The 24,370-nt window shown below is 34.7% G+C and carries 28 protein-coding genes; 4 read left to right on the forward strand and 24 right to left on the reverse strand.

What is annotated here, in order from left to right; translation table 11 throughout:
- Positions 1–125: 125 nt before the first annotated feature.
- The 8 genes from H8718_RS13840 to yaaA all read right to left on the reverse strand — a co-directional run bounded on the left by H8718_RS13840 (position 126) and on the right by yaaA (position 7,700).
- Positions 126–1,097: a carbohydrate kinase family protein gene (locus H8718_RS13840; RefSeq protein ID WP_249333334.1), complete on the reverse strand. Its 972-nt coding sequence runs from the start codon at positions 1,095–1,097 to the stop codon at positions 126–128.
- Positions 1,098–1,111: 14 nt separating this feature from the next.
- Positions 1,112–1,507 carry an RDD family protein gene (locus H8718_RS13845; protein ID WP_177671013.1) on the reverse strand — a complete coding sequence of 132 codons (396 nt, stop codon included), beginning with the start codon at positions 1,505–1,507 and terminating at the stop codon, positions 1,112–1,114.
- Entirely contained in the window at positions 1,485–2,948 is a 1,464-nt protein-coding gene (locus H8718_RS13850) for a glycoside hydrolase family 32 protein (RefSeq protein WP_249333335.1), read from the reverse strand. The genes H8718_RS13845 and H8718_RS13850 overlap by 23 nt, the downstream gene beginning before the upstream one ends.
- A gap of 52 nt (positions 2,949–3,000) precedes the next feature.
- Positions 3,001–4,389: a PTS transporter subunit EIIC gene (locus H8718_RS13855; RefSeq protein ID WP_177671015.1), complete on the reverse strand. Its 1,389-nt coding sequence runs from the start codon at positions 4,387–4,389 to the stop codon at positions 3,001–3,003.
- 321 nt (positions 4,390–4,710) lie between these two features.
- A complete protein-coding gene (locus H8718_RS13860; protein ID WP_249333336.1) occupies positions 4,711–5,691 on the reverse strand; it encodes a LacI family DNA-binding transcriptional regulator in 981 nt (326 codons plus the stop codon).
- A 132-nt stretch (positions 5,692–5,823) separates the two neighbouring features.
- Positions 5,824–6,270 (reverse strand): RrF2 family transcriptional regulator, encoded by a 447-nt coding sequence (locus H8718_RS13865; RefSeq protein ID WP_249333337.1) that lies wholly within the window; start codon positions 6,268–6,270, stop codon positions 5,824–5,826.
- Positions 6,254–6,709 (reverse strand): RrF2 family transcriptional regulator, encoded by a 456-nt coding sequence (locus H8718_RS13870; protein WP_249333338.1) that lies wholly within the window; start codon positions 6,707–6,709, stop codon positions 6,254–6,256. Before H8718_RS13870 ends, H8718_RS13865 begins: the two co-directional genes overlap by 17 nt.
- A 217-nt stretch (positions 6,710–6,926) precedes the next feature.
- A complete protein-coding gene (yaaA, locus tag H8718_RS13875; protein ID WP_249333339.1) occupies positions 6,927–7,700 on the reverse strand; it encodes a peroxide stress protein YaaA in 774 nt (257 codons plus the stop codon).
- A 129-nt stretch (positions 7,701–7,829) separates the two neighbouring features.
- Here yaaA and H8718_RS13880 point away from each other — a divergent pair, with 129 nt between their 5' ends.
- Complete coding sequence (locus H8718_RS13880) at positions 7,830–8,285, forward strand: peroxiredoxin (RefSeq protein WP_334299086.1); 456 nt, start codon at positions 7,830–7,832, stop codon at positions 8,283–8,285.
- A gap of 108 nt (positions 8,286–8,393) precedes the next feature.
- On the opposite strand, the gene H8718_RS13885 is transcribed toward H8718_RS13880, so the two are convergent.
- From H8718_RS13885 to H8718_RS13895, 3 genes are all read right to left on the reverse strand, one after another.
- Positions 8,394–9,716, reverse strand: a complete 1,323-nt coding sequence (locus H8718_RS13885; protein ID WP_249333340.1) for a D-alanyl-D-alanine carboxypeptidase family protein — start codon at positions 9,714–9,716, stop codon at positions 8,394–8,396.
- Between the two features lie 161 nt (positions 9,717–9,877).
- Positions 9,878–10,732 carry a DUF4438 domain-containing protein gene (locus H8718_RS13890; RefSeq protein ID WP_249333341.1) on the reverse strand — a complete coding sequence of 285 codons (855 nt, stop codon included), beginning with the start codon at positions 10,730–10,732 and terminating at the stop codon, positions 9,878–9,880.
- A 27-nt stretch (positions 10,733–10,759) separates the two neighbouring features.
- A complete protein-coding gene (locus tag H8718_RS13895; protein ID WP_177671023.1) occupies positions 10,760–11,689 on the reverse strand; it encodes a CPBP family intramembrane glutamic endopeptidase in 930 nt (309 codons plus the stop codon).
- 135 nt (positions 11,690–11,824) lie between these two features.
- Between H8718_RS13895 and H8718_RS13900 the strand changes: the two genes are divergently transcribed.
- Entirely contained in the window at positions 11,825–12,967 is a 1,143-nt protein-coding gene (locus H8718_RS13900) for a ComEC/Rec2 family competence protein (RefSeq protein WP_249333342.1), read from the forward strand.
- Positions 12,968–13,014: 47 nt separating this feature from the next.
- Here H8718_RS13900 and msrB read toward each other — a convergent pair whose 3' ends face one another.
- The 6 genes from msrB to H8718_RS13925 form a co-directional block, all read right to left on the reverse strand.
- Positions 13,015–13,971 carry a peptide-methionine (R)-S-oxide reductase MsrB gene (msrB, locus tag H8718_RS13905; protein ID WP_249333343.1) on the reverse strand — a complete coding sequence of 319 codons (957 nt, stop codon included), beginning with the start codon at positions 13,969–13,971 and terminating at the stop codon, positions 13,015–13,017.
- 115 nt (positions 13,972–14,086) lie between these two features.
- The gene (locus H8718_RS20630; protein ID WP_283246232.1) at positions 14,087–14,212 is read right to left on the reverse strand and encodes a hypothetical protein; all 126 of its coding nucleotides are present in this window, start codon (positions 14,210–14,212) and stop codon (positions 14,087–14,089) included.
- Between the two features lie 51 nt (positions 14,213–14,263).
- The gene (locus H8718_RS13910; RefSeq protein WP_177671026.1) at positions 14,264–14,665 is read right to left on the reverse strand and encodes a gamma-glutamylcyclotransferase family protein; all 402 of its coding nucleotides are present in this window, start codon (positions 14,663–14,665) and stop codon (positions 14,264–14,266) included.
- Between the two features lie 87 nt (positions 14,666–14,752).
- Entirely contained in the window at positions 14,753–15,394 is a 642-nt protein-coding gene (gene pcp, locus H8718_RS13915; RefSeq protein ID WP_249333344.1) for a pyroglutamyl-peptidase I, read from the reverse strand.
- A gap of 24 nt (positions 15,395–15,418) precedes the next feature.
- On the reverse strand, positions 15,419–16,333 hold the full coding sequence (locus H8718_RS13920; RefSeq protein ID WP_249333345.1) for a DUF979 domain-containing protein: 915 nt from the start codon (positions 16,331–16,333) through the stop codon (positions 15,419–15,421).
- Entirely contained in the window at positions 16,333–17,010 is a 678-nt protein-coding gene (locus tag H8718_RS13925; RefSeq protein WP_177671029.1) for a DUF969 domain-containing protein, read from the reverse strand. The genes H8718_RS13920 and H8718_RS13925 overlap by 1 nt, the downstream gene beginning before the upstream one ends.
- A gap of 155 nt (positions 17,011–17,165) precedes the next feature.
- Between H8718_RS13925 and H8718_RS13930 the strand changes: the two genes are divergently transcribed.
- Positions 17,166–18,002: a PrsW family glutamic-type intramembrane protease gene (locus tag H8718_RS13930; RefSeq protein ID WP_249333346.1), complete on the forward strand. Its 837-nt coding sequence runs from the start codon at positions 17,166–17,168 to the stop codon at positions 18,000–18,002.
- 71 nt (positions 18,003–18,073) lie between these two features.
- On the opposite strand, the gene H8718_RS13935 is transcribed toward H8718_RS13930, so the two are convergent.
- Both H8718_RS13935 and H8718_RS13940 read right to left on the reverse strand, forming a co-directional pair.
- Positions 18,074–18,628, reverse strand: coding sequence for an AAA family ATPase (locus H8718_RS13935; protein WP_177671031.1), 555 nt, complete (start codon positions 18,626–18,628; stop codon positions 18,074–18,076).
- A 218-nt stretch (positions 18,629–18,846) separates the two neighbouring features.
- Positions 18,847–19,158 (reverse strand): DeoR family transcriptional regulator, encoded by a 312-nt coding sequence (locus H8718_RS13940; RefSeq protein WP_249333347.1) that lies wholly within the window; start codon positions 19,156–19,158, stop codon positions 18,847–18,849.
- A 497-nt stretch (positions 19,159–19,655) separates the two neighbouring features.
- On the opposite strand from H8718_RS13940, the gene H8718_RS13945 reads away from it, so the two are divergent.
- Positions 19,656–20,978: a hypothetical protein gene (locus H8718_RS13945; RefSeq protein WP_249333348.1), complete on the forward strand. Its 1,323-nt coding sequence runs from the start codon at positions 19,656–19,658 to the stop codon at positions 20,976–20,978.
- Here the strand turns inward: H8718_RS13945 and H8718_RS13950 are convergent.
- From H8718_RS13950 to H8718_RS13970, 5 genes are all read right to left on the reverse strand, one after another.
- Entirely contained in the window at positions 20,961–21,524 is a 564-nt protein-coding gene (locus H8718_RS13950; protein WP_177671034.1) for a M23 family metallopeptidase, read from the reverse strand. The genes H8718_RS13945 and H8718_RS13950 overlap by 18 nt on opposite strands.
- Positions 21,525–21,652: 128 nt before the next feature.
- Positions 21,653–21,868 (reverse strand): YdeI/OmpD-associated family protein, encoded by a 216-nt coding sequence (locus tag H8718_RS13955; RefSeq protein WP_249333349.1) that lies wholly within the window; start codon positions 21,866–21,868, stop codon positions 21,653–21,655.
- Positions 21,869–22,004: 136 nt separating this feature from the next.
- Positions 22,005–22,211 (reverse strand): hypothetical protein, encoded by a 207-nt coding sequence (locus H8718_RS13960; protein ID WP_249333350.1) that lies wholly within the window; start codon positions 22,209–22,211, stop codon positions 22,005–22,007.
- A gap of 174 nt (positions 22,212–22,385) precedes the next feature.
- Positions 22,386–23,651, reverse strand: coding sequence for a cation:proton antiporter (locus H8718_RS13965; protein ID WP_249333351.1), 1,266 nt, complete (start codon positions 23,649–23,651; stop codon positions 22,386–22,388).
- A 21-nt stretch (positions 23,652–23,672) separates the two neighbouring features.
- Positions 23,673–24,293, reverse strand: a complete 621-nt coding sequence (locus H8718_RS13970; RefSeq protein WP_249333352.1) for a TetR/AcrR family transcriptional regulator — start codon at positions 24,291–24,293, stop codon at positions 23,673–23,675.
- Positions 24,294–24,370 lie beyond the last annotated feature (77 nt).

Here is a 24,370-nt window from a genome sequence, read left to right on the forward strand (position 1 = left end):
CTTCTCCATTTAGATATGCCTGAACTACTTTTTTCTTAAATTCAAAACTATATTTTGCCATAAAAAGACTGACCCCCATAAGTTAGATTTTTTAGGTCTAACTTATGGGGGTCAGTTCATATGCTCTAGCTGTTTTTTATATAACTTTCTATTTCTTCTAATGTTGCATAAGAACCAATAGCTCCTTTACCTTGCGTACTATAGGCTGCATAAGCATTAGCAAAGTTTAGATACTCTTTAAGTATTTCCCCAGATAAGCTAGATAATGCCTCTGCTCTTATATCTGCTGCTAAGAGTTTATAAAGGAATGCCCCAATAAAGGAATCCCCAGCCCCTGTCGTATCAATTACTTCTACTTTTCTTCCCTCTACACTTACCATGCTTTCTTTAGTGTAAACTTCAGCACCATCCCCACCTTTTGTATAGATAACAAGTTGGGCATTACCTCTAAATAAAAGTGCCTTAGCTTCTTCTATTGTTTGATATCCTGTAATAAATTCTAATTCTTCATCAGAAATTTTAATCACATGAGCATAAGGAAGAAACTCTAAAATAGCATCTCTACAAGCATCTGCTGTTGGCCATAAAGGTAAGCGTACATTTGGGTCAAAACTTACCACCCCACCACTTTTTATCATGTATTCAATAGCCTTTTTATGTGCTTTTTTCATAGGAAAATCTACTAAGTCTACTGAACAAAAATGTAAACCATAGCAATCTTTGAACCAATCTTCTTCCACTTGTTCAGGCTGCATCAGTAAGTCTGCACTTGGATTTCTGTAAAAAGAGAAGTCTCTATTACCATCTGATTTTAAAGATACAAAGGCAAGCCCTGTACCTGCTTTGGTTGTACGAAGGATATACTGTGTATCTACACCAGCTTGTTGAAGCACTTCAATGATATAATCACCAAAAGCATCTTGCCCCAGCTGTGAAATAAAACCTGCCTTACCCCCTAATTTAGCAATAGCTGCTCCTACGTTTGCAGGTGCCCCCCCTGCTACACGTTCAAAACTTACTACGTCTTTAAGTGAACATCCTTTTTCACTTGGTATAAAATCAATTAACGCCTCTCCAATTGCTAATATCTTTTTCATCTTCTTACTCCTTCTTAAATACGAATCACTCTAGTCCCTGCAATTAAATCATGTAAGGTCTTTCCATCTTCTCTTCTAGTCATTAAAAACTGTGAAATTAAAATCAAGATAATCCCTATAATAGGCAACGTATACATGATTTTACTTAATTCCCTCACTATAAAACGCCATACACTTGGCTGATCATAAGTATCTGTTACAATTTTCATGCCTAAAAGGTATTTCCCTAGTTGGTATCCCTTACAAAAGGTTGGGGTTAAAACACTATATAAGACAAAACCTATACTCGCTAAGATCAGTGCTCTTTCAGCTGGGTAGCCTAACTGAATAAGCGCACCTAGCCCTAATGCATATAGGGCTATATTATCAAAAAGTACTGCTCCTATCCTACTTATCACCTTTGTTTTCAATAGTCATCGCCTTCATTTCCCATAGAGTTAACTTACCTTCTAACGAATGTCCTCTTAATTCAATGCTTCTTTCATCTGCCTCAGGATAGAATCGGCTTGAGAATACTTCTTCTCCATCATTAAGAAAAACTTCTACTGAAGAAGTATCTACAAATAGACGTAGATTTCTTAATACATCTATTTTAACACTTCTCTTATCTCTTCCATAGCCACACCCATCAAATGCTAAAGTGAATAATCCCTCTGCTTTTTTATAAGTTAAGTACATACCTTTTTTAATGATAAGTTCAAAATCATCCTTTAAGAGATCTACTTTTAAATCAATTTCAAAAGTTTTTGGCGCTTCTACTTTTAATGTATCTTTTACAGCCCACTCCTGCTCATTTTGACGAAGTGCTTCGATTTCAATTACCGGCTTTTGAATAAGTTTCCCATCCTTAATCTGTAACTCCCTTGGGAGTGTTAAAGCATGCTGCCAGCCGTATGCTACTGTTGGATTGCTGTAAAGGTCATCAATATCCGGAAGTCCCATCCATCCAATTAAAATCCTTCTGCCTTTTTCATCTATAAAAGTCTGTGGTGCATAGAAGTCAAAACCTCTATCTAACTCTTCAAATTGTCCTAGTGTATAATTTGAAGTTTTAAAATCACCTTTTAAGAAGTAATAGCCACTTTGATAGATGTTTTGATATTTAATCCCCTCTGCCTCTATGCCTTGCGGTGAAAGCATAAGAACTGTATCTCCATCTAATTCAAATAAATCTGGGCATTCCCACATATAACCGAACTTTTCACTAGATCTTAAAGTATTAATCACTTTCCAGTTCACTTTATCAGAAGAAGCAAAAACTAAAATTTGTCCTACGTCTTCTTTATCTCTGGCACCTTGTACCATATAATAAGTATCATTTTCCTTCCATACTTTAGGGTCACGGATATGTGCTGTCATATTTTCTGGATAATCTGCATTAGTCATAAGAAGCTGTTTATGTTTAAATGTTCTACCGTCTTCACTTACAGCTAAAACAGTATTATGTTGTCTTCCTTTAATGATATAGTCATAGTCACCCATTTCCTTTACATTACCTGTGTAGTAAAGATACATTTTGCCATCTTCAATGAGTGCTGAGCCGGAATAAACACCATGACAGTCAAAAGGTTGATCTGCATAAAGTGCTGTTCCCTCATCTTGCCAATTAATCATATCTATACTTGTATAATGTCCCCAGAATTTAGCCCCTCCCTTTGCATCAAATGGTGCGTACTGGAAGAATACATGATACTCTCCATTATAATGACAAAGTCCATTAGGATCATTAAGCCAGCCTACTTTAGGCATAAGATGAAAAGTCAAACAGTAAGGGTCTTCTTTCACGCATTGCCCTTTTAATTCTTCTAACCATGTCGTTAGTTTTTTTAAATCTCTATTTAAAGCATTCATATTTTTTCTCCACTTCTATACCAAAAGGGACTGATAAGCAGTCCCTTATTTATTAGTTATTCTCTTCTTTCCAGCCAAGTACTAAAGTCATTACAAATGCTACACCTAATGAGATAGCAAATAAAATAATATATTGAAGCGGTGCATGTAAGTGTAATAAGATACCAAAAACACCTGTTACGCCTGTACCTGTTGCCCCTAGACCTACTACAGAAGCATAGAGTGCTCCACATGCAGCCCCTATAGATGCTGCAATAAATGGTCTAAAGTATCTTAAGTTAACCCCAAAGATGGCTGGTTCTGTAATCCCAAGCATTGAACTAACTGCTGCTGGGAAAGCAAGTGATTTAAGTTTTTTGTTTTTAGTTTTAACTGCTACAGCAAGTGCCGCGCCGCCTTGTGCTACGTTTGCTGCTGAGGCAATTGGAAGCCAATAGGTGTAGCCATACTGTGAAATTTGACCAATATCAATGATAGAGTACATATGGTGTACGCCCGTTACTACTGTAGACGCATAAATACCACCCATTAAGAAACCACCGATACCAAATGGAAGCTGAATAAGTTGTTGTACACCTGTTAATACAGCATTCTCAATAAATACGAATACTGGTCCTACTAATGTTAAAGTTAAATAACCTGTTACAAAGATTGTTACAAGTGGTGTTACAAATAAGTCAAACATTTCTGGTACAATTTTATGAAGTTTAATTTCAAGCTTACTCATAATCCAAACAGAAATAACAATAGGGATAACATGACCTTGATAGCCTATTAATGGGATTTCGTATAAGCCTCCCCATACACTCTGCATAGCGTGGTAGCCTTCTGCTGATACAGTCCAAGCATTTTGAAGGTCTGGATGAATCATAATCATAGCCATAACCGCACCAAGATAGCGGTTTCCACCAAATACTTTAGCTGCACTAAAACCAATAAGGATTGGTAAAAATACATAAGCTGCATTACTAAATAGTTTTAAGAACACAAAAATTGAACCTTGTGTGTTAATATCTATAAAACCATTGTTAACACAGAAAGTAATAGCTTCTGTAAGTCCCATCATAAGCCCCCCTGCTACAATAGCAGGAATAATTGGTACAAAAATATCACCTAATGTTTTAATAAGCTTTTTAAATTTGTTTGTGTTAGCATCTGCTACTTTTTTAAGTTCATCCTTAGAAACCTCTTCGCCACCTGTTAAAGCTAATAACTCAGAATATACTTTATTCACTGTGCCTGTTCCAATAATAAGTTGAAGTTGTCCTGATGCAAAGAATACTCCTTTTACACCCTCAATATTTTCAAGTGCAGTTTTATTGACTTTTTCATTAGATGCAATAACAAGTCTCAGTCTTGTTGCACAGTGCGCTGCTGATACAAGATTTTCTTGCCCACCTAGTTCTTGTAAAATAAGCTGAGCTACTTTTTTATGATCCATAATACCCTCCCTTTTTATGTTATCGATTTCACCTTTATCAAAAATTAAAATTATCTACTTTTGTTTATTACTGATTTTATCTTAAAGATGTATATGTAATCGTTTTCATACCGTATCCATATTATAGAGGGATTCACCTTCCTTTGTAAATATTTATTTTTGCTTAAATTACTTTTTATTTATTGTGCATTTATTACAGTTTTACACATTCATTTTCATTTTAAGCATAAAAAAGGCAGTTACCCTGACACATTAGTTTTTTAATGCTTAATGTGGAGCAACTACCCGCATTTTATACTTTTTATTAGTTTAAACTTTTTATTAGTTTAAAGTTTCTCTTTGCTGAAGCTCAAATCCTAACTTCACTTTTCTTATAATAGGTTTTTCTTCCTGAAGATTTTCAAGAAGCATACGCCCCGCTGTAACACCACTTGTCTTGTAGTAATAATGCATAGAAGTAAGCTGCGGTGTGATTACCTTAGAAACTTTAGAATCTCCTATTCCTGCTATTGCAATCCCATGTAAATCCTTATATTTTTCTTTGATGGCTGTAATAGCCCCTACTGCAATATTATCTGTAGCACAAAATACACCATCTACATCAGGATGTGCATTGACTAACTCACTCATCGACTCATAACCTGATTCACTGGAGAATTCCCCTTCTCTTATAAGGCTCTCATCTATGCTCCTACCAGCTTCTTTAAGTGCATCCTCATACCCCTTTTTACGTTTAGCCCCAGCTGCTTCATCTTGTGTGGTGACACCTATGAAAGCAATTTTACAGCAACCTTTTTCAATAAATAACTTTGTCAAACTCTTTGCTGCACCATAATCATCATGGTAAACACTAGAATAATTCTCTGACTCCTGTCCTAATAAAATAATGGGTACTTTAATCCGTCCCATTACTTCTAAGTGTTTAGGCGTTAAAATAGTAGCAATAAAAATAATACCATCTACTTGATTATTTTTAAAAATATTAAGATACTCTATTTCTTTTTCTATATTTAAGTTTGTATTTCCTAATAAAATATTATAGCCTTCTTTACTTAGTGTAGTGCTGATACCTTCTACCATACGACTTACTGCTTCTGAGCTAATTTTAGGTACAATAATACCTATTAAATTGGTTTTCTTAGTGCGTAGTGTCTTGGCGTGTGCAGACGGAATATACCCGGTTTCATCTATAATCTTTTGGATTTTGTCTCTATTATCTTGACTTACATAGCCATTATTTAAAAACCTTGAAACAGTTGCATTAGATACGCCTGCCAGTTTTGCAATTTTACTGATATTCATACGTTCACCTTGCTTTACTTTTGCTTTTCCTTTAGCCTATCATAAGGTTTAGGTATTGACAAGTTGAAGTACCTACTCCATATTCTCAATTAAATCCCCTACCTTTTCCAATCCTACCGAAAACCTTACCCTTTAAATATAAAACATTATAGGTTCACATACTTCTTCCTGCTGCGTTTGCACCGCAAGTTCTTCAAGTGTAATTTGACTTAAAAAATCATATAGTCGCTCATCAATCGTCTGCCATACAAGTTCTTGTACACATTCTGCGATAAACGTACTTTCTTTACCTTGTTCCACAATGGATATTGGTCCTTCCAAAACTTCTAAAACCTCGAGTACCGTTGTTTTTTCTGCTGGTTTAGTAAGTTTATAGCCTCCCTTTGGTCCCTTAATACTTTCCACAAGCTTTGCTTTTTTTAGAAGTGCAAAAGCCTGCTCTAAATAATTTACCGATACACCTTGCCTCTTTGAAATACTACTTAAAGCCGTAGATGCTTCATGCTCATGCAGGACTAAATCTACCATGGCCCTAAGACCATATCTCCCCTTTGTTGTCATTTTATAAATAATAATCAACCTCCCCATAGTGCTTTATAAGTTTTAACCTATACTCTTGTATTAAATCTTCTAAATTCATGTTATCCACAGTGTTATCGAGTACCTTGCCTAATCTTTCCCATAACTTTCTCGTACTACAGCTCTCCCTAATCCCATAAGTACATGCTTTTTCCCCATTAATACATGGCACGGGAATAAAATCCTTCTCTACACTCCTTATAATGTCCCCTATAGAAATATCTCTAGAAGACTTAGCAATTAAGTAGCCTCCCTTAGCTCCTCTTACTGTCTCTACTAGCTGTTTTTTCCTAAGCAAGAACAAAATTTGTTCTAAATACTTTTCACTTACTTTAAGCGCCTGAGCCACTACTTTTACACGTAGCGGTCCTTGCCCTGAAAAATAGGCGATATATAACATGGCTTCTACTGCATACTTACCCTTTGTAGAAATATTCATTTTCTACCCCCTAGCTTTTTAGTAATATTTCCATAAACCCTCTTACTTTTCCTATGTAATTAAAGATTATTATTTTTTTATTTCCTACTTTTATAGTAAAGATTATATTTTTCGTTTTTCAAATTGTCAATAAATATCTTTATTGTTCAGAATTTCACTTTAAACAATAAAAATACCGTATCTCCTTATAGATATTCCGGAAATACGGCATAGCTTATTATTCACGTGTAAAAATAAAATGGTTTTGGGTAGATAAAATCTCATTAAACCTATACCCGTCTTCATCAAATGCTTTAAGTTTATCTATCTGATCAATTTGCTTAGTTGTTATATAACGAATCATCTGTCCCCTAGCTTTTTTCGCATACATACCTACGACTTTGTACTGTCCATTTTTATAATCTTTAAAGCTTATCTCAATAACAGGATAATGTTTTTGAATAACTTTTAAGTCAAGTACTTTACTATACTCTTCAGAAGCAAGTTGAATAAGTGCTTTATCTCCACTGGTTTCTGAAAGTAATTGTAAAAAATACTTTGTTAGATGCTCTTTCCAGTACTTATAAAGATCTTTTCCCTTTGGATTGGATAGTTTAGTCCCCATCTCTAAGCGGTAAGGCTTAATACACTCTAAAGGCCTAATCACCCCGTAAAGCCCTGATAAAATACGTACATGATCATTCAAATATAAAAGCTCCTCTTGTTCTAGGCTCTGTGCATCTAATCCCTTATAAGCCTCTCCATAAAAATATAATATAGCTTCATAGGCCTGCATTACACTTGTATCTTCAAATGTATGATTTCTCTGTTCATTTACTTTAGCCAAATCGAGTGACATTTTCATAAGCTTAGCAAGCTCTTCCTGTGAATAACTTTGAAGAATCCTCATAAGTTCTAACGTTTGCTCATGAAATTGTAGTGGCTTATAGCTCTTAAGCCTACCTTCTTCTACCATACTAAAAGTTTTGGCTGGAGATAAAATAGCTAACATAGTAACACCCTCCTTTTTTTCTATTATACAAAATAAACTTACCACTTTACAAACATTAAATTCTATATGATAATAATTATTAGATATACTTCAGATAAAACCAAGGAGGCTTGTAAGATGGAAAATGTAATTTTAGAAGTTGGTATGAAAGCTCCTGACTTTGTTCTTATGGGGTCAGATAATAAAGAACACCGTTTAAGTGACTACTTAGGTAAAAAAGTTATTTTATACTTCTACCCTAAAGATAATACACCAGGCTGTTCTAAAGAGGCTGAAGCTTTTAGAGATAACTTTGAGCACTTCTCAAAGGAAAATGCTGTTATTTTAGGTGTAAGTCGCGATACATTAACTGCACATGCTAAATTTATTGCCAAATATGACTTACCTTTCGTACTTCTTTCAGATAAAGAAGAGGTAGTATGTAAACTTTATGATGTGTTAAAGGAAAAAACTATGTGTGGACGTACAGGTATTGGTATTGAAAGAAGTACTTTTGTTATTGATGAACAAGGTATGCTTACAAAAATCTACCGCAAAGTTAAAGTTGCAGGTCATGTTGACACTGTAAAATGCGAACTAGCCTAGTCCATAAAACCGATTTATAAAAACATGCAAACACCTACCTTATAAATGCCAAAAAGAGTCTATTCTCATCATTTGAGAGTAGACTCTTTTTGTATGTCCTCTATAATTCTACTTACCTTCTAGTAAACGACTTGCCATACATGCCGCTTCTTGCCAGGTTAATTTATCATTAGGTCTATAGATGGTATTAGGCGCTCCTAATATACCTCTTCTTACTGTAAACTTAATATTTTCTTGATCTTTAGCTGACAAACTTTCTATATCTGGAATAAATGGCATCCCCTCCTTAATTTCGAAGAAGCATGCATACTTATCTGTTAAATAGGGCATAAGTCTGGCTATCTGTAATCGAGTTAAAGTCTCCTCTTTTTTTAATGATTCCCCTAGTACACCCCCTATTTCCTCTAAGGTAATACGTTCTTTCCCCCCTATGGCTACATTAAGCATATAAATAAGATGCTGTACTGGTATAGCCTCCTTATAATTTGCTCCTTTTTCAGTAATCCATTTATTCTTAAGAGCACTATCTATATAACTTTGTGCCCAAGGAGATGCTGTCTGATTGATAAGTTCATATCCCCTTTCTCCGTCTTGGCTCACCTTGAAGTATTCCTGTCCATACTCAAATAACTTATTAATATCTTCATACTGACCAGGACTTTTAACTTTCATCACAACTGCTATGAGTTCCATATCTCCATAGATAGCTTTAGCAACAAGTGTCTGCTGTGCATCATCATGAAAGCCTGTTTTAGCCGCAACCACATGCTCATTGTAATAAGGTGTATTGCTATCAAGTAATCGATTCTTATTAGTTACTGTAATAGTTCTATTAGTATTTAGTACTTTTACAGTATATTTTGTAGTAGCTGCCATCTTAATAAGCTCTGGAACACTAAAGGTTTCTCTTGCAATCTGCGCTAAGTCATAAGCCGTTGTATAATGATTTGGATCGTGATAACCATGAGGATTAGTAAAATGGGTATTTAAGGCTCCATAGTGTTTAGCCTTTTCATTCATTCTGGATGCAAAATTGTCTATACTCCCTTTAGAAGCAATGGCTAAATCATGTGCAATAAAATTATCTGAGCCTACTAAGAGTCCATAGAGAGCGTCTTTCACACTAATGCTGTCCCCTACTGCAAGGCCAATATGACTACTGTCTGCCGGCACTGTGTTAACACTTCCCTGTGACTTCGTTAAAGTACTGTTTTGATTCAGTTCCTCCAGTACAATCATAGCTGTTAAAATTTTTGTTGTACTGGCTGGATATAATTTTTTATGCTCATTCTTTCCATAAAGCACAGTATTTGTTTTAGGTTCAATTAAAATAGCCCCTTCAGATTGAATCTGGGGCATAGCTGTATTTGCAAAGACAGAAATACAAATTGAAAAATAGCAAATGATAAACCAGACTACCTTTTTATACATTTTCTCTCCTCCCGTAAAAATTCCTTAACTTTATTATAGGACATTATGGAAATTATTGTAAATAGTTCAGTTTTATTTTTACAGTTTTTCAATAAAAAAGCTATTACAAAACACTTCCTCACTCTATTAAAGTTTAGGAGTGTTTTGCAATAGCTTTCTCTTTACTTATTCATATAGTTGCCAATATTAGCCTCTTCGTCAATAATGCCTTCAATCATAGGGGTTTTACTTACCATAATCGTTGTAATACCAGGTCCATGCCCTGCCTTTATACAATCACTATGTACAACAACCCCAATGCTTACTGCACCTTTAAGGTAACCACGTCCATAGCTGTTGTCACAGTCTTGAAGAAGTACTAGGTCACCAAATTTTAACCTATCAAGACCTAATCTCTTAATTTCTTCTGTATCCGCTGTCATAATGTCATAGTCTCCACTATAACCATTACCTGATCCAATTCCTGAGCCCATAAGGTATGGTGGTACCTTTGCTACAACTGGCACTTGCAATTTACCATCTACTTCTGTAACACCTAATTTTTCAAATAAATCAGGGTCAATACTCATCATATGTACATCTGGATAATCTGTTAGCTGAAGTCCTTGCCCATAAGCCTTAATTTGAATTTTATCATCAATAGAAAGATTTTCTAAAGTCTCCTCATCAAAGTACACAAGTACATGGTCAATACCACCATGCATACCTGTTACATAACCCTTAGCACCTTTTGCATCCCCTGAAATAATTTTTGCTTCATTCCCAATGCATGCAAAAGTCATAAGTGCTGCATTTTCATTAGTATTTTCATTACGCATAGATACACCTGGCTCTACATGGTCGCCAGCCCAGCCAAAGGCACTATCTCCAATTTTAACATTATAAGATATACCACCTGTAGCTGGTAAAATCATAGGCTTGCCTTCGTGTGTAATACGGTATGTCCCACCGGTAGGATGATGTACTTTCCCTTGAACAGACCATTTTACAACTTTGTCTTTATTTGTTTTTAACATTTCTGGTCACTCCTTTAATCGTTCAATCTACTTATTCATTATAAGAGTTCTTTTCTTCTTATTCAAATAAGATTTTTCTTTTTTGTAGAAAAATCCAAAATAAATAATAGTTATAATGAGAAGCAGTGTGCAAATAAGTCCACCTTCTATTCCAAAAGCACCACCATTTAATAAATTATCTTCTACTCGAATACTTTTTATTAATCCTCTTCCATAAGCTGAGCCACTTACTTCAATATTAAAGATATTCCCTTGGAAATAATTCCAAGTAATATGATAACCTATAGCCATCCAGAGATTACCACTCTTATAGGTCATAATACCAAATACAATACCTACTAACGCTATATTCAGTGCAGCTATATAGGATATATTAGGGTTTAAAAAATGCATAACAGAAAAAATAAGCGCAGGTATTATAATAGCCCATGCAATACCATGTCTGTAGTAAATAATATGCTGGAAGCATCCTCTTACTAAAATTTCTTCTACAAATCCTACACTAATAAAAAGAATAAGACCTAATAGTAAATCCCAAGTTATATGTACCTCATTAAAGCGTGTATCTCCCATTATATAATTAATACCTATAATAAGGGTGATAGATGCTGCCCCTAATAATAAGCCTATTAGAAGGTCTTTATAATCTCTTTTAACAGGCGTAAGCCCCATATCTTCTGTCGTTTTCCTATTCATCACTTTAAATAAAATAATGATTGCTACAATACTGATTAGATTACAAAGAGCAATAGTTATAGACTGATAGGCATAACTTGTCAAAAATGCCTCTATACCTGATACATCTCCTCTAGTAGATTGTATGCCTATGATAATACCTAAAATTATATTAATAGGCATTATTAAGGCTAGTTGTGCAATATTCATTCCCAAATACAGTAAAACCATCTGCCATCCTGACCTAATACATCCATCATGTCCTATAAATAGTTTTTTCATTTCTCCATCCTCCCTTTTTCATTTAGTCTTATCATAACATAATTCTGTTTAAATTTTTAAAACATTTTATCTTATATTCTTATACTTTTTTTATGTTAGGATATTAAGTATACATAATTTCACTGGAGGTTAACTATGTCTATCAAAAAACATACTACATTCTTAAAGCTTATAAGCATAGGCTTACTTACCTTATTAGTCGGCTGTACTAAAGTAGAAAGCTTGCCTAAAGTAGAATCATCAAATGAGACTCAAAGCAATTTAGCCGAAATACATTTTATTGATACAGGTAATAGCGATAGTATTCTTATTAAAGAAGGTCAAAAGGCTATGCTGATTGATGGTGCTGATAATGATGATGAAAAGAGCCTTGTTGAGTATATTAAGGCTCAAGATGTAACTGAATTAGAATATGTCATTGCAACACATCCACATGCAGACCATATTGGCGCTTTAGATTCTGTTATCCGAAGTTTTCCTATTCAGCATCTCTTTGTCGCTAATGGCGATGCTGATACAAAAACCTATAGAGATTTTATTCAGGCTGCTATGGATAAAAACCTTACACCAAGTGTACCTTTAGAAGATAAAAAGTTTATGCTAGAGGAAAGCTACTTTGAAGTATTCAATACGAACGGTGGAGAAGATACAAATGAACAGTCTCTTGTAATCCTGTATACAAATGGTGAAGATAAAGTTCTTCTAACTGGAGATGCTGAAAAAGGAACAGAAGCTGAAATCCTTCCAAAAATGCCTAAAGTAGATATTCTTAAAGTCGGTCATCATGGTTCTCATAGCAGTACAACAGATGCCTTTCTTGAACGTGTAGACCCTGAGTACGCTATTATTACAGTGGGTACTGATAATAAATATGGCCACCCTCATATAGAAACTGTAGATAAACTCAAAAAAGCTGATATTGAAGTACATAGAACAGATGAATGTGGGGATATTATCTTCCAATCAACAGGTAACGGACTTACTACAACTTGCGCTCCTGGTAGTTATAATCGAGGAAATCAAAGTAACAGTAGTACTACTTCTGCATCTACGCCACAAGCTGATTCAAGGCCTGTATCTTCTTCTCAAGTAAGTAATAATACCGTTTCTCAAGCAGCACCTACTCAGTCTAGTAATGTTAAAACAGTCTACTGGACACCAAACGGCAAAAGCTATCATACGACAGATAGCTGCTCTGCCCTTGCAAAAAGTAAAACGATTTTAAGCGGCACTATTGCCGAAAGCGGTAAAAACGATCCATGTGATCGTTGTCACTAATAAAAAATTAAAGGACTGTTATATACGCTATAACAGTCCTTTTACTTTTAAATTTTATCTATATAACTTCCATAACCTTCCTCTTCCATTCTATCTTTAGGGATAAAACGAAGTGCCGCTGAGTTAATGCAATATCTAAGCCCTCCAAGCTCCCTTGGTCCATCTTCAAAGACATGGCCTAAATGAGAATCTGCATGACTACTTCTTACTTCTATTCTATGCATACCATGACTTGTATCTTCTTTATCATAAACGGCGTTCTGTATAATAGGTTTACTAAAAGCTGGCCAGCCACATCCTGAGTTAAATTTATCTTTAGAAGAAAATAGAGGCTTACCACTTACCATATCTACATAGATGCCTTCTTCAAAATGCCCATCATATTCATTAATAAAAGGAGCTTCTGTAGCATTTTCCTGCGTCACTCTATATTGCAAGTCATTTAATCTTTTCTTTAATTCCTCTTTATCATAAGGATTTCTATACCATTTATCCTTAATGAACTTTTCTCTTCCTGAGCCTTTGTAATAAAGTCTATAGCGCAGCGGATTTTTCTTATAATAATCTTGATGATACTCTTCTGCCTCATAAAAAGGCATAGCTGGCTTAATAGGCACTACAATAGGCTTGTCAAAATAACCTGTCTTCTCTAATTCTTTTTTATATTTCTCGGCAACTTCTTTCTGCACCTCATCTTGATAGAAAATAGCTGTATGATAAGTTTCTCCTCTATCATGAAATTGTCCCTCTGGGTCAGTAGGGTCTATACTTCTAAAGAAAATTTCTACTAACTCTCTATATGGCATTTTATCTTCATCATATGTGATTTCTACAGCTTCAACATGGCCTGTACTATGTGCACATACTTCTTCATAAGTAGGATTTTCTATATGTCCGCCCGTATAACCTGCTACAATACTTATAATGCCTGGTAATTCATCAAAAGGTTTCACCATGCACCAGAAACATCCTCCTGCAAAAATGGCTTTTTTAATAGCACTCATCTTATAACCTCCTTTTTAGCTAGTTTAACTTATTTCATGTTTAGTATACTACACAAAAAAGTTAGAGGGATATTCTGCCTTGAAAGAATATCCCTCTAACGCTTTCATTGCTTCATTATGGCTGATCTGGCCAAAATAAAGTCGCTTTTACCATTTCTTCTGATTCACCAATAAGTCGAGCAATCTGCTCTACTGTTAAACCCATTTTGTGTAAGTAAAAGATGTTCTCTTCACTGTTCATACTGCACCTCCTACATCTATCTCCTACTCCTATTATATTGCCATAAGCTTATTACTTCTTATTATTTTTGAATTCTTTCCAATCTCCATGCGGAATATACTTTCCTGCTTTTTTAGCTACCTTTTCATCTACATAAATATAAACCCAGCACATCTGCTGGCTACCATCTTCTAGATGCACCTTCTGCTTAACACGGACATAAAGATTCTCTTCTCCTTCTCCCATATAGCCTTCTAATAGATCAAGACTTTTTAGGATTTTATCCTGACTTAACGTTATCACTTCACCATACACAGTCCCTTCCCCGAGGATAACTGCTGGATAGCCTGCTGGCAAATGATATAAATCCCCTTTAATCTGCCCTTTTTCAACTTGTCTTACTCTATTTTTAAGTACCTTATCATAATTCCAAAAATCAGTCCTTAGCGAGCCATATACAAACACTTTTTCCATGTTGTCACTTCCTTAGCTGTCATCATTTTTGAATATAAAAAGAGGTTATTGCCTACTGCAATGACCTCTTTTCTTTAGTAAAAACAATTAACAGATTGTACCTGCTGCTACTTTAATATCATCCTTAGTTTCGCTGATTACCTTAATACAGATTTCTAAGCCTCTTGTAATATCTTCGATTGACATAGAAGGTGTATTAGCTTTAGTCGCTACTTGCTGTGTAATATATGGGACATGAATAAATCCACCACGCATATGAGGATATTTCTTATTAATCATATAGAGTACACCATACATAACATGGTTACATACAAAGGTTCCTGCTGTATTAGAAAGAGATGCTGGAAGACCTGCCTTCACCATTTCAGCGACCATTGCTTTCACGGGTAAGTTAGTAAAGTAAGCATTTTCTCCATCTGCAAACACACTTGTATCTACAGGCTGATTGCCTTCATTATCCTGAATACGTGCATCATCAATATTAATCGCTACACGTTCAGGTGTAATGCCAAATCTTCCTCCTGCTTGTCCAATAGATACCACTACATCTGGATTATGCTCTTTAATAGCTTCTTCTATCTTTTCTAAACTTTTATTAAATACAGTTGGAATTTCTAAAGTAATAACTTCAGCATTTCCAATCTTTTTATTTAACTTTTTAACTGCTTCTAATGCTGGATTAATTGACTCTCCGCCAAATGGATCAAATCCTGTAACAAGTATTTTCATGTCGTTCCTCCTTATATTATAAATTTAAAAGGCCCAGAAATACATCAGTAATATATGGATGATGAGTAAAGGAATAGCAACAAATGCTTGATGCTTAATCACTGCATTCTTATCCTTTGTCTGTAAGAGTACAACTGGAAGTACGTTAAAGTTAGCTGCCATTGGTGTAAGGAGCGTACCACAGTAACCCGCTGTTAAAGCAAGCGTAGATGCAATAAGCACATTCCCACCTTGCGCAAATACAAACGGTACACCAATTCCTACTGTAATAACAGAGAAAGCTGCAAAAGCATTTCCCATAATCATAGTAAACGCCGCCATACCTACGCAGTATGCTACAACACCAAGGAAAATGTTCCCTTCTGGAATAACAACTGCAATACCTTTGGAAATGACATCACCTACACCAGCTGCTGTAAAGAGGGTACCTAACGAAGCGAGAAGCTGTGGTAATATACTCATAGCCCCAATAGCTTGAAGCATACGGTTACCATCTTTAGCTACCATACTTATAGGTGCTTTTGTCAGCATAAGTGTAAAGACTAAAGTAACACAAGCTGCAATACCAATTGCTACTACACCGCTAAAGCTTGTAAACTTAGCTACACATACAACAATAAGTGCAATAGCTAAAGATGGTAGGAAAATTTTATTCCCTAGTTTCTTAGCCTGCTCTACTGTAAAATTATGCTCTGGCATATCTACTTTACCTGTATTCACTTGTTTCGTTGCCGTGAGTACACCAATTACGAGCAACATAACCCCAACAACAGTTCCTGGAAGGTAGCTTCCGAATACAAATATGCTCCCTAGAATAACCCAAAATGCTGTTGTACCAAAGCGTGTTTTATGCGTAGTATCTCTAAATACAAAGAAACCTACCATATACATTAAAAGTCCTACTAATATATAAAAAAGTTCTAATAAGAAGTCACCCATTATTTGTCACCTCTCTTTTTTGCCATTGTTTTTCTAATCGTTCTGTCTAAATGTAGATTTTGGATTACACCAAGTACAAGTGCAATAATCGCTACTGGAATGGCAATCTGTACAATTTGAAGTGTATCTACTTGATATCCTAACTCTTCAAGTGTACCTGCTATAAGGAGTACCCCAGAGTTAGCCATGAAAATATTCTGCGCAAAGAAATTCCCATAGTTATCAGCCGCTGCTGAAGCTGCTTTAATTTTCTCTTCTACCTTTTCGTCTAATTCACCATATTCACTTACAGCTGCCCCATTAGCCATAGGCTCAATAAGTGGTCTAACAAACTCTGTTTGTCCACCTAATCTTAAGCCCAAAGCAATCGCAACTTCACGAATAAGTAAGTATAAAGATAACACTTTTCCTGTAGAAAGGTTTTTTATATTTTTAATCAGTTCAATAGCACGTTGTTTAAGCCCATATCTTTCTGATAGCCCAATAATTGGCAAGATCAATAAGAATAATGCCATATGTCTTTGTTTAATGAACGTATCGCCTATTGTGCCTAATATCTCCGCTATACCCATGCCTGCTGCAAGCCCTGTAGCAAGCCCTGCTGTTAGTACAACTGCAATAGTATCAAACTTTAATATAAAGCCAACAATAACAATCACTATACCTATAAGTTGCATGATGTCCCTCCTTGTAAGTTAACTTATTTTATTATACACATTTTATAATCCAGTAACTACCTTTTTTTACAATTTGTTTTAATTTTCCTCCATTATAGAAGTTTGTAATACGTACAAGCCAAGACGGATATGATTAATTAGGGGGAGGTGTTTGTATGAGTCTTATTATTGCATTAAGTTCTACTTTTATCATAACTTGTCTACTTTTTACGAATAAAAAATATAAGATTTCCTTTAACAAAATTGCCGTAGGTATTATTATATTGGAGCTTTTTGCAACAGTAGGTGCTGCTTTTATAAGCCTCTTCTTAGAAAGCCCTTTAAACTTTTTCTTTACACCTGGTACCCACCTTTATGTCCTAGTAGAAAATATCTTCACAGTAGGTCTTATTGAAGAACTTGCTAAATTTATTGTTATTTATATCTGTACATATAAACTTACCAAATTAAAACGCGTTGAAGACTTAATGTTTTACTTTATCCTATCTGCCTGCACCTTTGCAGCACTTGAAAATAGTCTCTATATGCTTGTCTATGATATGGATCTTCAACTTGCCTTTATGCGCAGTTTTATCTCTGCCCCATGTCATATTTTTTACTCTATTATTTTTGCTTTTTTTTATATGTGTTATCTAGAAGAGGTATCAAAAAAGAAATTTACCTTTTTACAAGGTGTATTTTTTTCTTCTCTTTTTCATGGTTTTATGAATTTTTGTTTAGGTTATTCTAATCCTAGGTTCTATATACTTGGCATCTTAGTTTCTTTCTTTATGCTCTCTGCCTATATGATTATAGGCTTAGTTTTTATTAAAAATCATTTTTCCAGACTTCATTGTAGCTACTGTGAAAATTCCATTATTCCTGAAGCACACTTTTGTATTTATTGTGGTACTCCCCTTATTTATCCTTCATACTTAAAAGATGAAAAACGTGTTATTTATACGCTCGCTACCTTTATAGGTATCCTAATGTATATACTTTCTATTTTTTAGCAAAAAATAAAGGTGATGCTTAAGATTCCACGCGTGGCCTCTTTGTCATCACCCCTTCTCTCTTCTTTTAATTAAAAGAACGCTTCTTGAAGTTGTCTTTCAACACTTTCTTCATCTTTATTATCAATTACAACAACATCTTTGTTTGTTGGTTTGCTATTATCTTTTGTTTTTACATATTCATCCCAGTTTTCAAGTTTCCAAGTATCTCTATCAGATGCTCTTTCAATCATACGTGCATGAATTGTTTCAAGATCACAGTATACCCAAACCATAACAAGCTCTGTATCCATATCAGCAAGTTTTGCTCTAAGTCCTGCAATATATTCTTGGTTGTTGAATTCTTTTGTAAATGGTGCATTAACAATAACATTATCGTTGAATTCTAATGCTTCGAAAGCTACGTCAAGAATAGCAATGTACTCTGGATCTCTTAAATATGTATTAAAGAATTCTGAATCCCTATTGTATGGCTCGTTTGCTGCTAAATAAGCTGCTTTAGAGAGTGGGATAATTGTATCTTTATCAAGATACACTGGATTATTTAATTTTGATGCTAATTTTTTTGATACATAAGTTTTGCCACTTGCAGGTGGAGAACCTACTAGAAATAATCTTTTTTTCATTCTAATTCTCACTTTCTTATTTAAACTTGTGTCAAATTCATGAATGACACACTTATAAGGAATAGGATATTGTAATACTTCTACCTTTTATAGGTATTCTTCATATTACTACATATTGTCATTTTTTTCAACATTTCTTGTCTATTTACGCAAAAAAACGTTTCTGCATCCTATGTTCTTAGCAGAAACGTTTTTTATCTCTTCTTACTTAGCTCATTTTATTCACAAGATTCAACGCGTACCAGGAAATGTCCTGTAGCATTTCTTGGATTGGCTATATACAGATTTCTAAGCGCTTCATACTCTGTAATCACGCCATCCTTTATGCCTTCATATCTAGTGATATTCGTATTATTAGGTCCTTTCTGCTTAACATCGAAACAAATATCTGTATCCCCCATTTTGGAAATAACACGCCATTTAAGATGTCCTTCATTAGGTAATTGATTGACTCCAAAATTCCTACTTGAACGCCTATCCTCACCCTCTTCACCATAAGGCAAACAAGCTATAGTTGTTGCTACTCCCATACAAACACTCCTTTCAATATACCCCCAGAATTTTGCAAAACAAAATTTATATTTATATTATAATACTTTTTATTAAAATATATATTATTTTTAAAATAATATATCGTATACATTGTCAGTTTAGATATTTCTAATTATTTTATAGTTTATTTTTTGTGCATAGTGTTTATTCACTCTATTAGTTAACTTACTTTTATTAACACACTAAGTAACATCTGTCTATTTTTAATTGACTTTGGCATAAAAAGTCGATATACTTACTTATGTCAGATAGTTAACACTAATAAAACAATTTCCACTATCATTTGCAACATTACTATTAAAACGAGTTTTGCCCCAAAAACTCAAATATTAGCATTACCCCCCAAAAGGCTAACACATAAATTCTTCACTATGTGTTAGCCTTTTCCCTGTCATTTTTATCATTTTAAAATAAACCTTTATACTTTCGCATAGATTAATAGTGATAGTACTATAGAAAGGAGCACAGTTATAATATGACTCCTATAGACTGTTCTAAGCTCCAACAAGCTCTGTGCACAGCCAATCAACTGCTTTTTAAGCCTCATCTAAATAGGCTTTCAAACTGCTCTTCATTAGCTTCAAATGATAAACTAGACCCAAAATGTTTTAAACTTATTGAAATTACAAGCTTTATCTGTTCTTCTTCAGATCTTTCAAGCTTTGCCTATACTTTAAGTGCTTTACATAGATTGCAAACAACTCTTTATTATATACTGGATGTTTCACCTACTACCATTACCCCCTATATTGGTCTTAGATCACTTCATAATCTTTGTATTGCTCTAGACCTTATTATAGCCGGATTAATGAAATTGGACCCCACACTTCAGTATGAATATATAGAATACACTGATTTTATAGACCTTTCTACTCTTTGTTCTGTCTCTTCTGCCACATTTACACCTAGCTTACCTGATTCTATTACTTGCAGTACGCCCCTTTTATCCGCTTTTGTACAATCTATGAAGGGAGCTTCTTATACGCTTATTCTTATAGCAAATCCTATAACACTTGAATGTTATAGACAAGAACAAATAACTTTACTAGGCCTCCATACCGACCTTTTTCCTTTTACTGATATTAACCATAATATACAGCATCATAAACATAATAACTGCACACATACTACTAATTGCAACCATACTTGCCTTGATACTCATACACTAACTAAGTCTAACGGCAACTCCTGTTCTACAACTGTATCCCAAAATACTACAGATTCTTTCTCTACTTTTTTTAAACCTTCAGATTCAGCTAACTTCACTAAAAGTAACAATGAGGCCTGTAATAATTCACGTAGTGAAACATGTAATGATAACTGTTCTGATACGCAAACCAACCAATGCACCAATAGCAAGGGGACGACCCATACTGAAACCTGCATAACCATTGATATTAACCAAGAAAATTTTAGAACACGTGATGAAGAAGTAGTAAGACTGCTTGAAACCATTACAACTGCTCTTGCACGTTATACAGCAACCCTGTATTTGCCTATCTTCAACTTTAATACTTACTTTACCTCTTGCAATAGTGCAACCAGTCTCCTTGCTGCCACAACTTATATGGGACTTCTTACAGCCTCATCCCCCGCAAATGCACCACGTTTCATTAATTACTGGGATGACTGTAATAATTGTTTTATACCTCTTATAGAACAATTAAAGCAATTAAAAACGCCTTCTTTTTGTGTAGAAGGCTGTTGTAATGAAATTATTCCAGGAATGCCTATTACGGCTAATGAACTGAATCCGTTCATTGTTCCTATTCTTTTATCATCAAGTTTGGGGAACTAGAAAAGGTATTTCTTCCATACCAAACATATCGTTACTTTCCAGTATAAACGTTGGGTCGACAGGTACATCATCTACTCTTAGTTCATAATGTAATAAGGCTTTTGTGGCATCACCACTATCTCCTGAAAAACCTATAACATCGCCTGCTTTAACCTCATCCCCTGTGCGTACTGTATAGGTACTTAAATGCATATAACGTGATTGAACCCCATTGCCATGATCAATAAAGACCATATGTCCACCACCTGCATCTACTCCCTTTGAATCCGGTGCTGCTTTAATAATCTTACCATCTTCAATTGCATAAAGTGGTGTACCAAATTCAACTTCTAAATCAATCCCCTCGTGTCTATAACTTCCCCTTAATTCATCAAAAGGTGCTAAAAGTTCTGTCTTACATTGTACGGGACTTACAAAAAATCCATCTTTTCTTTCAAACGGGAAAACTAGGCTGTCATCTAGAATAATATAATTACTAGCCTGAAGAGATAAAGTTAAAGTTAGAGCAATACCTCCTGCTATTTTCATCCATTTCCTATTGATCATTTGTCTGATCCTTTCTTTATCTTATGTATTTGTATAACTTAACTATAATACATTTTTATTTAAAGGTAAACTTTAATTCCCAAAAAGAGACAGTCGCTTTCCATAAAAAAGGACTGTCTCTTTTTATTTTAATAAAAACTTTGACGATTATGACAAATCTCTACCACTTCATCAATACGTCTTTTGGCTTCATCTCCCGTGCTCGCCTCTTTAATATATTGAATCAAATGTTCTTGCTGTACTTTAGGTAATGTAGCAAAATAACTCATAGCATCTACATCTTCAGCCAGCTGCATTGTAAGACCTAATGGCAAACCATCATCTTCTTCTTCAAACCTATTCATCTTTATACCTCCTTTTTTAAAAATGCTTATTCCTATTTGTTATGTGCTTATTCATAAGTTTTTATTACTTATATGCATGCCGCCTCTAATCCCTATCCTAAGGTCAAACTTGAAAATCATTTTAGGCATTGTAGCTTCACTGCTGCAACTGTCTATTGAGCAAAAAAATATTTTCTATTTCTTCACCTTTCTCATTATAATACTTCATTTCATCCCCTGTTATATAGCCTTTAGTATTACGGTCTAAGACACTTCCCTGTATTTTAAGTAATGCCTCTTCAGACATAGGAAGCTCTACCTCGCTTGTTTCATAGTCTCTTTGACATACCATCTTGACTTTCATCTATCCAGCTCCTTTTGGCTTATTAGCCTCATAGTAGCTTTCATAATTGTGAAAATCAAGGTACCTCCTCCTGTGGGATTATAGAAATTCTATTACTTTATTAATCTCACATAACTTCCCATAGTTTACGTTTTCCGCAACAAATAGTCCTTTCTCTGAATGGTTTGTTTTTATCTAATTGTATATACCAGCTGCTTCCTTGTCTTCTAGAACTACATCTCCTACTCCATCTATTTCACCTGCTGCTTTAAAGGCCTGTTTAGCTAGAAAGACTGCAATGATTTCATTAATAACAGCTGCTGCTGCAATGGTTCCTTGAATAATGGTTGCACTTTCTGGGTCAGGCCCTATAAGCACATTTACTGCTGAGCCTGTAAAAATAAGTGATACACCTGAATGAGGAAGTAGTGTAAGACCTAAATATCTCTTAACTGTTTTAGGTGCCTTGGATAAAACCGCTCCTGTATAAGCTCCTCCTATCTTTCCTAGGGCACGTGCCACAATATAAATAACTGTAAATACACCTGCTCCTAGTATAAGATGATAATCTAATGGTGCACCTAAATTTAAAACAACTATAATCATAAAGAGGCCAATAACAGGCATATTCGTTTTCATAATGTCCTCTACACGTTCTTTCGGCATCATATTAGCAAATGTTGCTGCGAATGCAACACCTACTATCATAAGATTGAGAACTGGTTTAGGCATGATATAATTATTTACAAAAATTCCTACTGCTGCTGTTACACACATACATACCATCGTACTTAATAATGTCATCCTCTTAGACATTTCTCTCTTTAAAATATGACCCGCGATAAAACCTGTCACCCCACCAATAAGGACTGGAATCACAATCATAAGAGGTACAAAATAAAGAGGAATTCGCACATCAGAAATCATACTAGATACTACCCCTATGACTAAGAAGAATACAACTAAGGCAATAATATCATCTAATGCCGCTAAAGGAATAAGTGCCTTTGTTACAGGCCCCTTTGTTTTATATTCATTAACAATAGAGATAGATGGTGCCGGTGCTGTCGCTAGTGCAATAGCTCCAAATACAACTGCTAAGTATAATGGAATCCCCATGAAACTAAAGATGAGCCCAAATGCACATGTTACTACTAAAAAAGTCCCTAATGCTTCTGTTACACATATGGTTATAATCTGCTTTCCTGACTGCTTTAAATCTTTCCATATAAGTTCTGTTCCTATTAATAGACCTACAGAAACTTCCCCAATATTAATCAGTATATGGAACCAATTATTATTCATTATTTCATCATTAAACCACCCTAATGCATGAGGGCCTATGATCATACCTGCTACTAACCAGCCTAATATAGCTGGTAGCTTTACTCTTGCTACTAATTTCCCTGCTATAAAAGCTATTCCTATAAAACAAATTAAAAGTAATATACCTTTTAACATGACTACTCCTTCTTTCTTATTTTATTTTACAATCCCATAAAAGAGTATTAGAATCATATCTTTTATATCCTTGCTATGCTGCATCACGATTTGATGCTTTTCTTCTGGGTTTTCTAAACAACTTCCTTTATATTTCATATGAATATAATGGCTCATATCACTAAGAAGCTCTATAATACTAGACTTTTCATAGTCTTCCTTTAAAACCACATAATCTAAAAGCTTAGTTAGATAATGCCTATTGAAAGCATTAATGGCTTCCCTACGTTCTGCAACTGCATCTTTTAGATGGCTCGGTGTATTGATGACTGCTGTGTAAAAGATTTGCTCATAAAAGGGGTTAGCTTTAAAAAATTCAAATCTAGCCTCAAAGTACTTGTTTAGCCCCTCTTTGGCATCCTCTACATTCTCTGGCAAATTTTCCTTCAAATATTGTGCTAACGCCTCAAAGCATTTGCTGACACATACTAGGAATAACTCATCTTTATTTTTGTAGTGATGGAATAAGAGCCCCTTTGAAATATCATGATTTTTACACATATTATTTGTAGAAGCTGCTACATAGCCATTTTGTCCAAATTCTTCTAAAGCTGCTTTAATAATCCTTTCTTTACTATTTTCACTTTTCTCTTCTCTCTTCATTTAACCATCCTTTCAAAAAACAAACCACTTAGTTTGTTTCTATTCTACTCTTAAACAAACCAAGTGGTCAATTATTA

The sequence above is a fragment of the Zhenhengia yiwuensis genome, from assembly GCF_014384995.1.
In the GTDB taxonomy this organism is placed as follows: Bacteria; Bacillota; Clostridia; order Lachnospirales; family Cellulosilyticaceae; genus Zhenhengia; species Zhenhengia yiwuensis.

Coding starts and splice junctions, on each gene's coding strand:
- H8718_RS13840 (WP_249333334.1), bottom strand. CDS start 1,097: ATGAAAAAGATATTAGCAATTGGAGAGGCGTTAATTGATTTTATACCA.
- H8718_RS13850 (WP_249333335.1), bottom strand. CDS start 2,948: ATGAATGCTTTAAATAGAGATTTAAAAAAACTAACGACATGGTTAGAA.
- H8718_RS13855 (WP_177671015.1), bottom strand. CDS start 4,389: ATGGATCATAAAAAAGTAGCTCAGCTTATTTTACAAGAACTAGGTGGG.
- H8718_RS13860 (WP_249333336.1), bottom strand. CDS start 5,691: ATGAATATCAGTAAAATTGCAAAACTGGCAGGCGTATCTAATGCAACT.
- H8718_RS13870 (WP_249333338.1), bottom strand. CDS start 6,709: ATGAATATTTCTACAAAGGGTAAGTATGCAGTAGAAGCCATGTTATAT.
- yaaA (WP_249333339.1), bottom strand. CDS start 7,700: ATGTTAGCTATTTTATCTCCAGCCAAAACTTTTAGTATGGTAGAAGAA.
- H8718_RS13885 (WP_249333340.1), bottom strand. CDS start 9,716: ATGTATAAAAAGGTAGTCTGGTTTATCATTTGCTATTTTTCAATTTGT.
- H8718_RS13890 (WP_249333341.1), bottom strand. CDS start 10,732: ATGTTAAAAACAAATAAAGACAAAGTTGTAAAATGGTCTGTTCAAGGG.
- H8718_RS13895 (WP_177671023.1), bottom strand. CDS start 11,689: ATGAAAAAACTATTTATAGGACATGATGGATGTATTAGGTCAGGATGG.
- H8718_RS13900 (WP_249333342.1), top strand. CDS start 11,825: ATGTCTATCAAAAAACATACTACATTCTTAAAGCTTATAAGCATAGGC.
- msrB (WP_249333343.1), bottom strand. CDS start 13,971: ATGAGTGCTATTAAAAAAGCCATTTTTGCAGGAGGATGTTTCTGGTGC.
- H8718_RS20630 (WP_283246232.1), bottom strand. CDS start 14,212: ATGAACAGTGAAGAGAACATCTTTTACTTACACAAAATGGGTTTAACA.
- H8718_RS13910 (WP_177671026.1), bottom strand. CDS start 14,665: ATGGAAAAAGTGTTTGTATATGGCTCGCTAAGGACTGATTTTTGGAAT.
- pcp (WP_249333344.1), bottom strand. CDS start 15,394: ATGAAAATACTTGTTACAGGATTTGATCCATTTGGCGGAGAGTCAATT.
- H8718_RS13920 (WP_249333345.1), bottom strand. CDS start 16,333: ATGGGTGACTTCTTATTAGAACTTTTTTATATATTAGTAGGACTTTTA.
- H8718_RS13925 (WP_177671029.1), bottom strand. CDS start 17,010: ATGCAACTTATAGGTATAGTGATTGTTATTGTTGGCTTTATATTAAAG.
- H8718_RS13930 (WP_249333346.1), top strand. CDS start 17,166: ATGAGTCTTATTATTGCATTAAGTTCTACTTTTATCATAACTTGTCTA.
- H8718_RS13935 (WP_177671031.1), bottom strand. CDS start 18,628: ATGAAAAAAAGATTATTTCTAGTAGGTTCTCCACCTGCAAGTGGCAAA.
- H8718_RS13940 (WP_249333347.1), bottom strand. CDS start 19,158: ATGGGAGTAGCAACAACTATAGCTTGTTTGCCTTATGGTGAAGAGGGT.
- H8718_RS13945 (WP_249333348.1), top strand. CDS start 19,656: ATGACTCCTATAGACTGTTCTAAGCTCCAACAAGCTCTGTGCACAGCC.
- H8718_RS13950 (WP_177671034.1), bottom strand. CDS start 21,524: ATGATCAATAGGAAATGGATGAAAATAGCAGGAGGTATTGCTCTAACT.
- H8718_RS13955 (WP_249333349.1), bottom strand. CDS start 21,868: ATGAATAGGTTTGAAGAAGAAGATGATGGTTTGCCATTAGGTCTTACA.
- H8718_RS13960 (WP_249333350.1), bottom strand. CDS start 22,211: ATGAAAGTCAAGATGGTATGTCAAAGAGACTATGAAACAAGCGAGGTA.
- H8718_RS13965 (WP_249333351.1), bottom strand. CDS start 23,651: ATGTTAAAAGGTATATTACTTTTAATTTGTTTTATAGGAATAGCTTTT.
- H8718_RS13970 (WP_249333352.1), bottom strand. CDS start 24,293: ATGAAGAGAGAAGAGAAAAGTGAAAATAGTAAAGAAAGGATTATTAAA.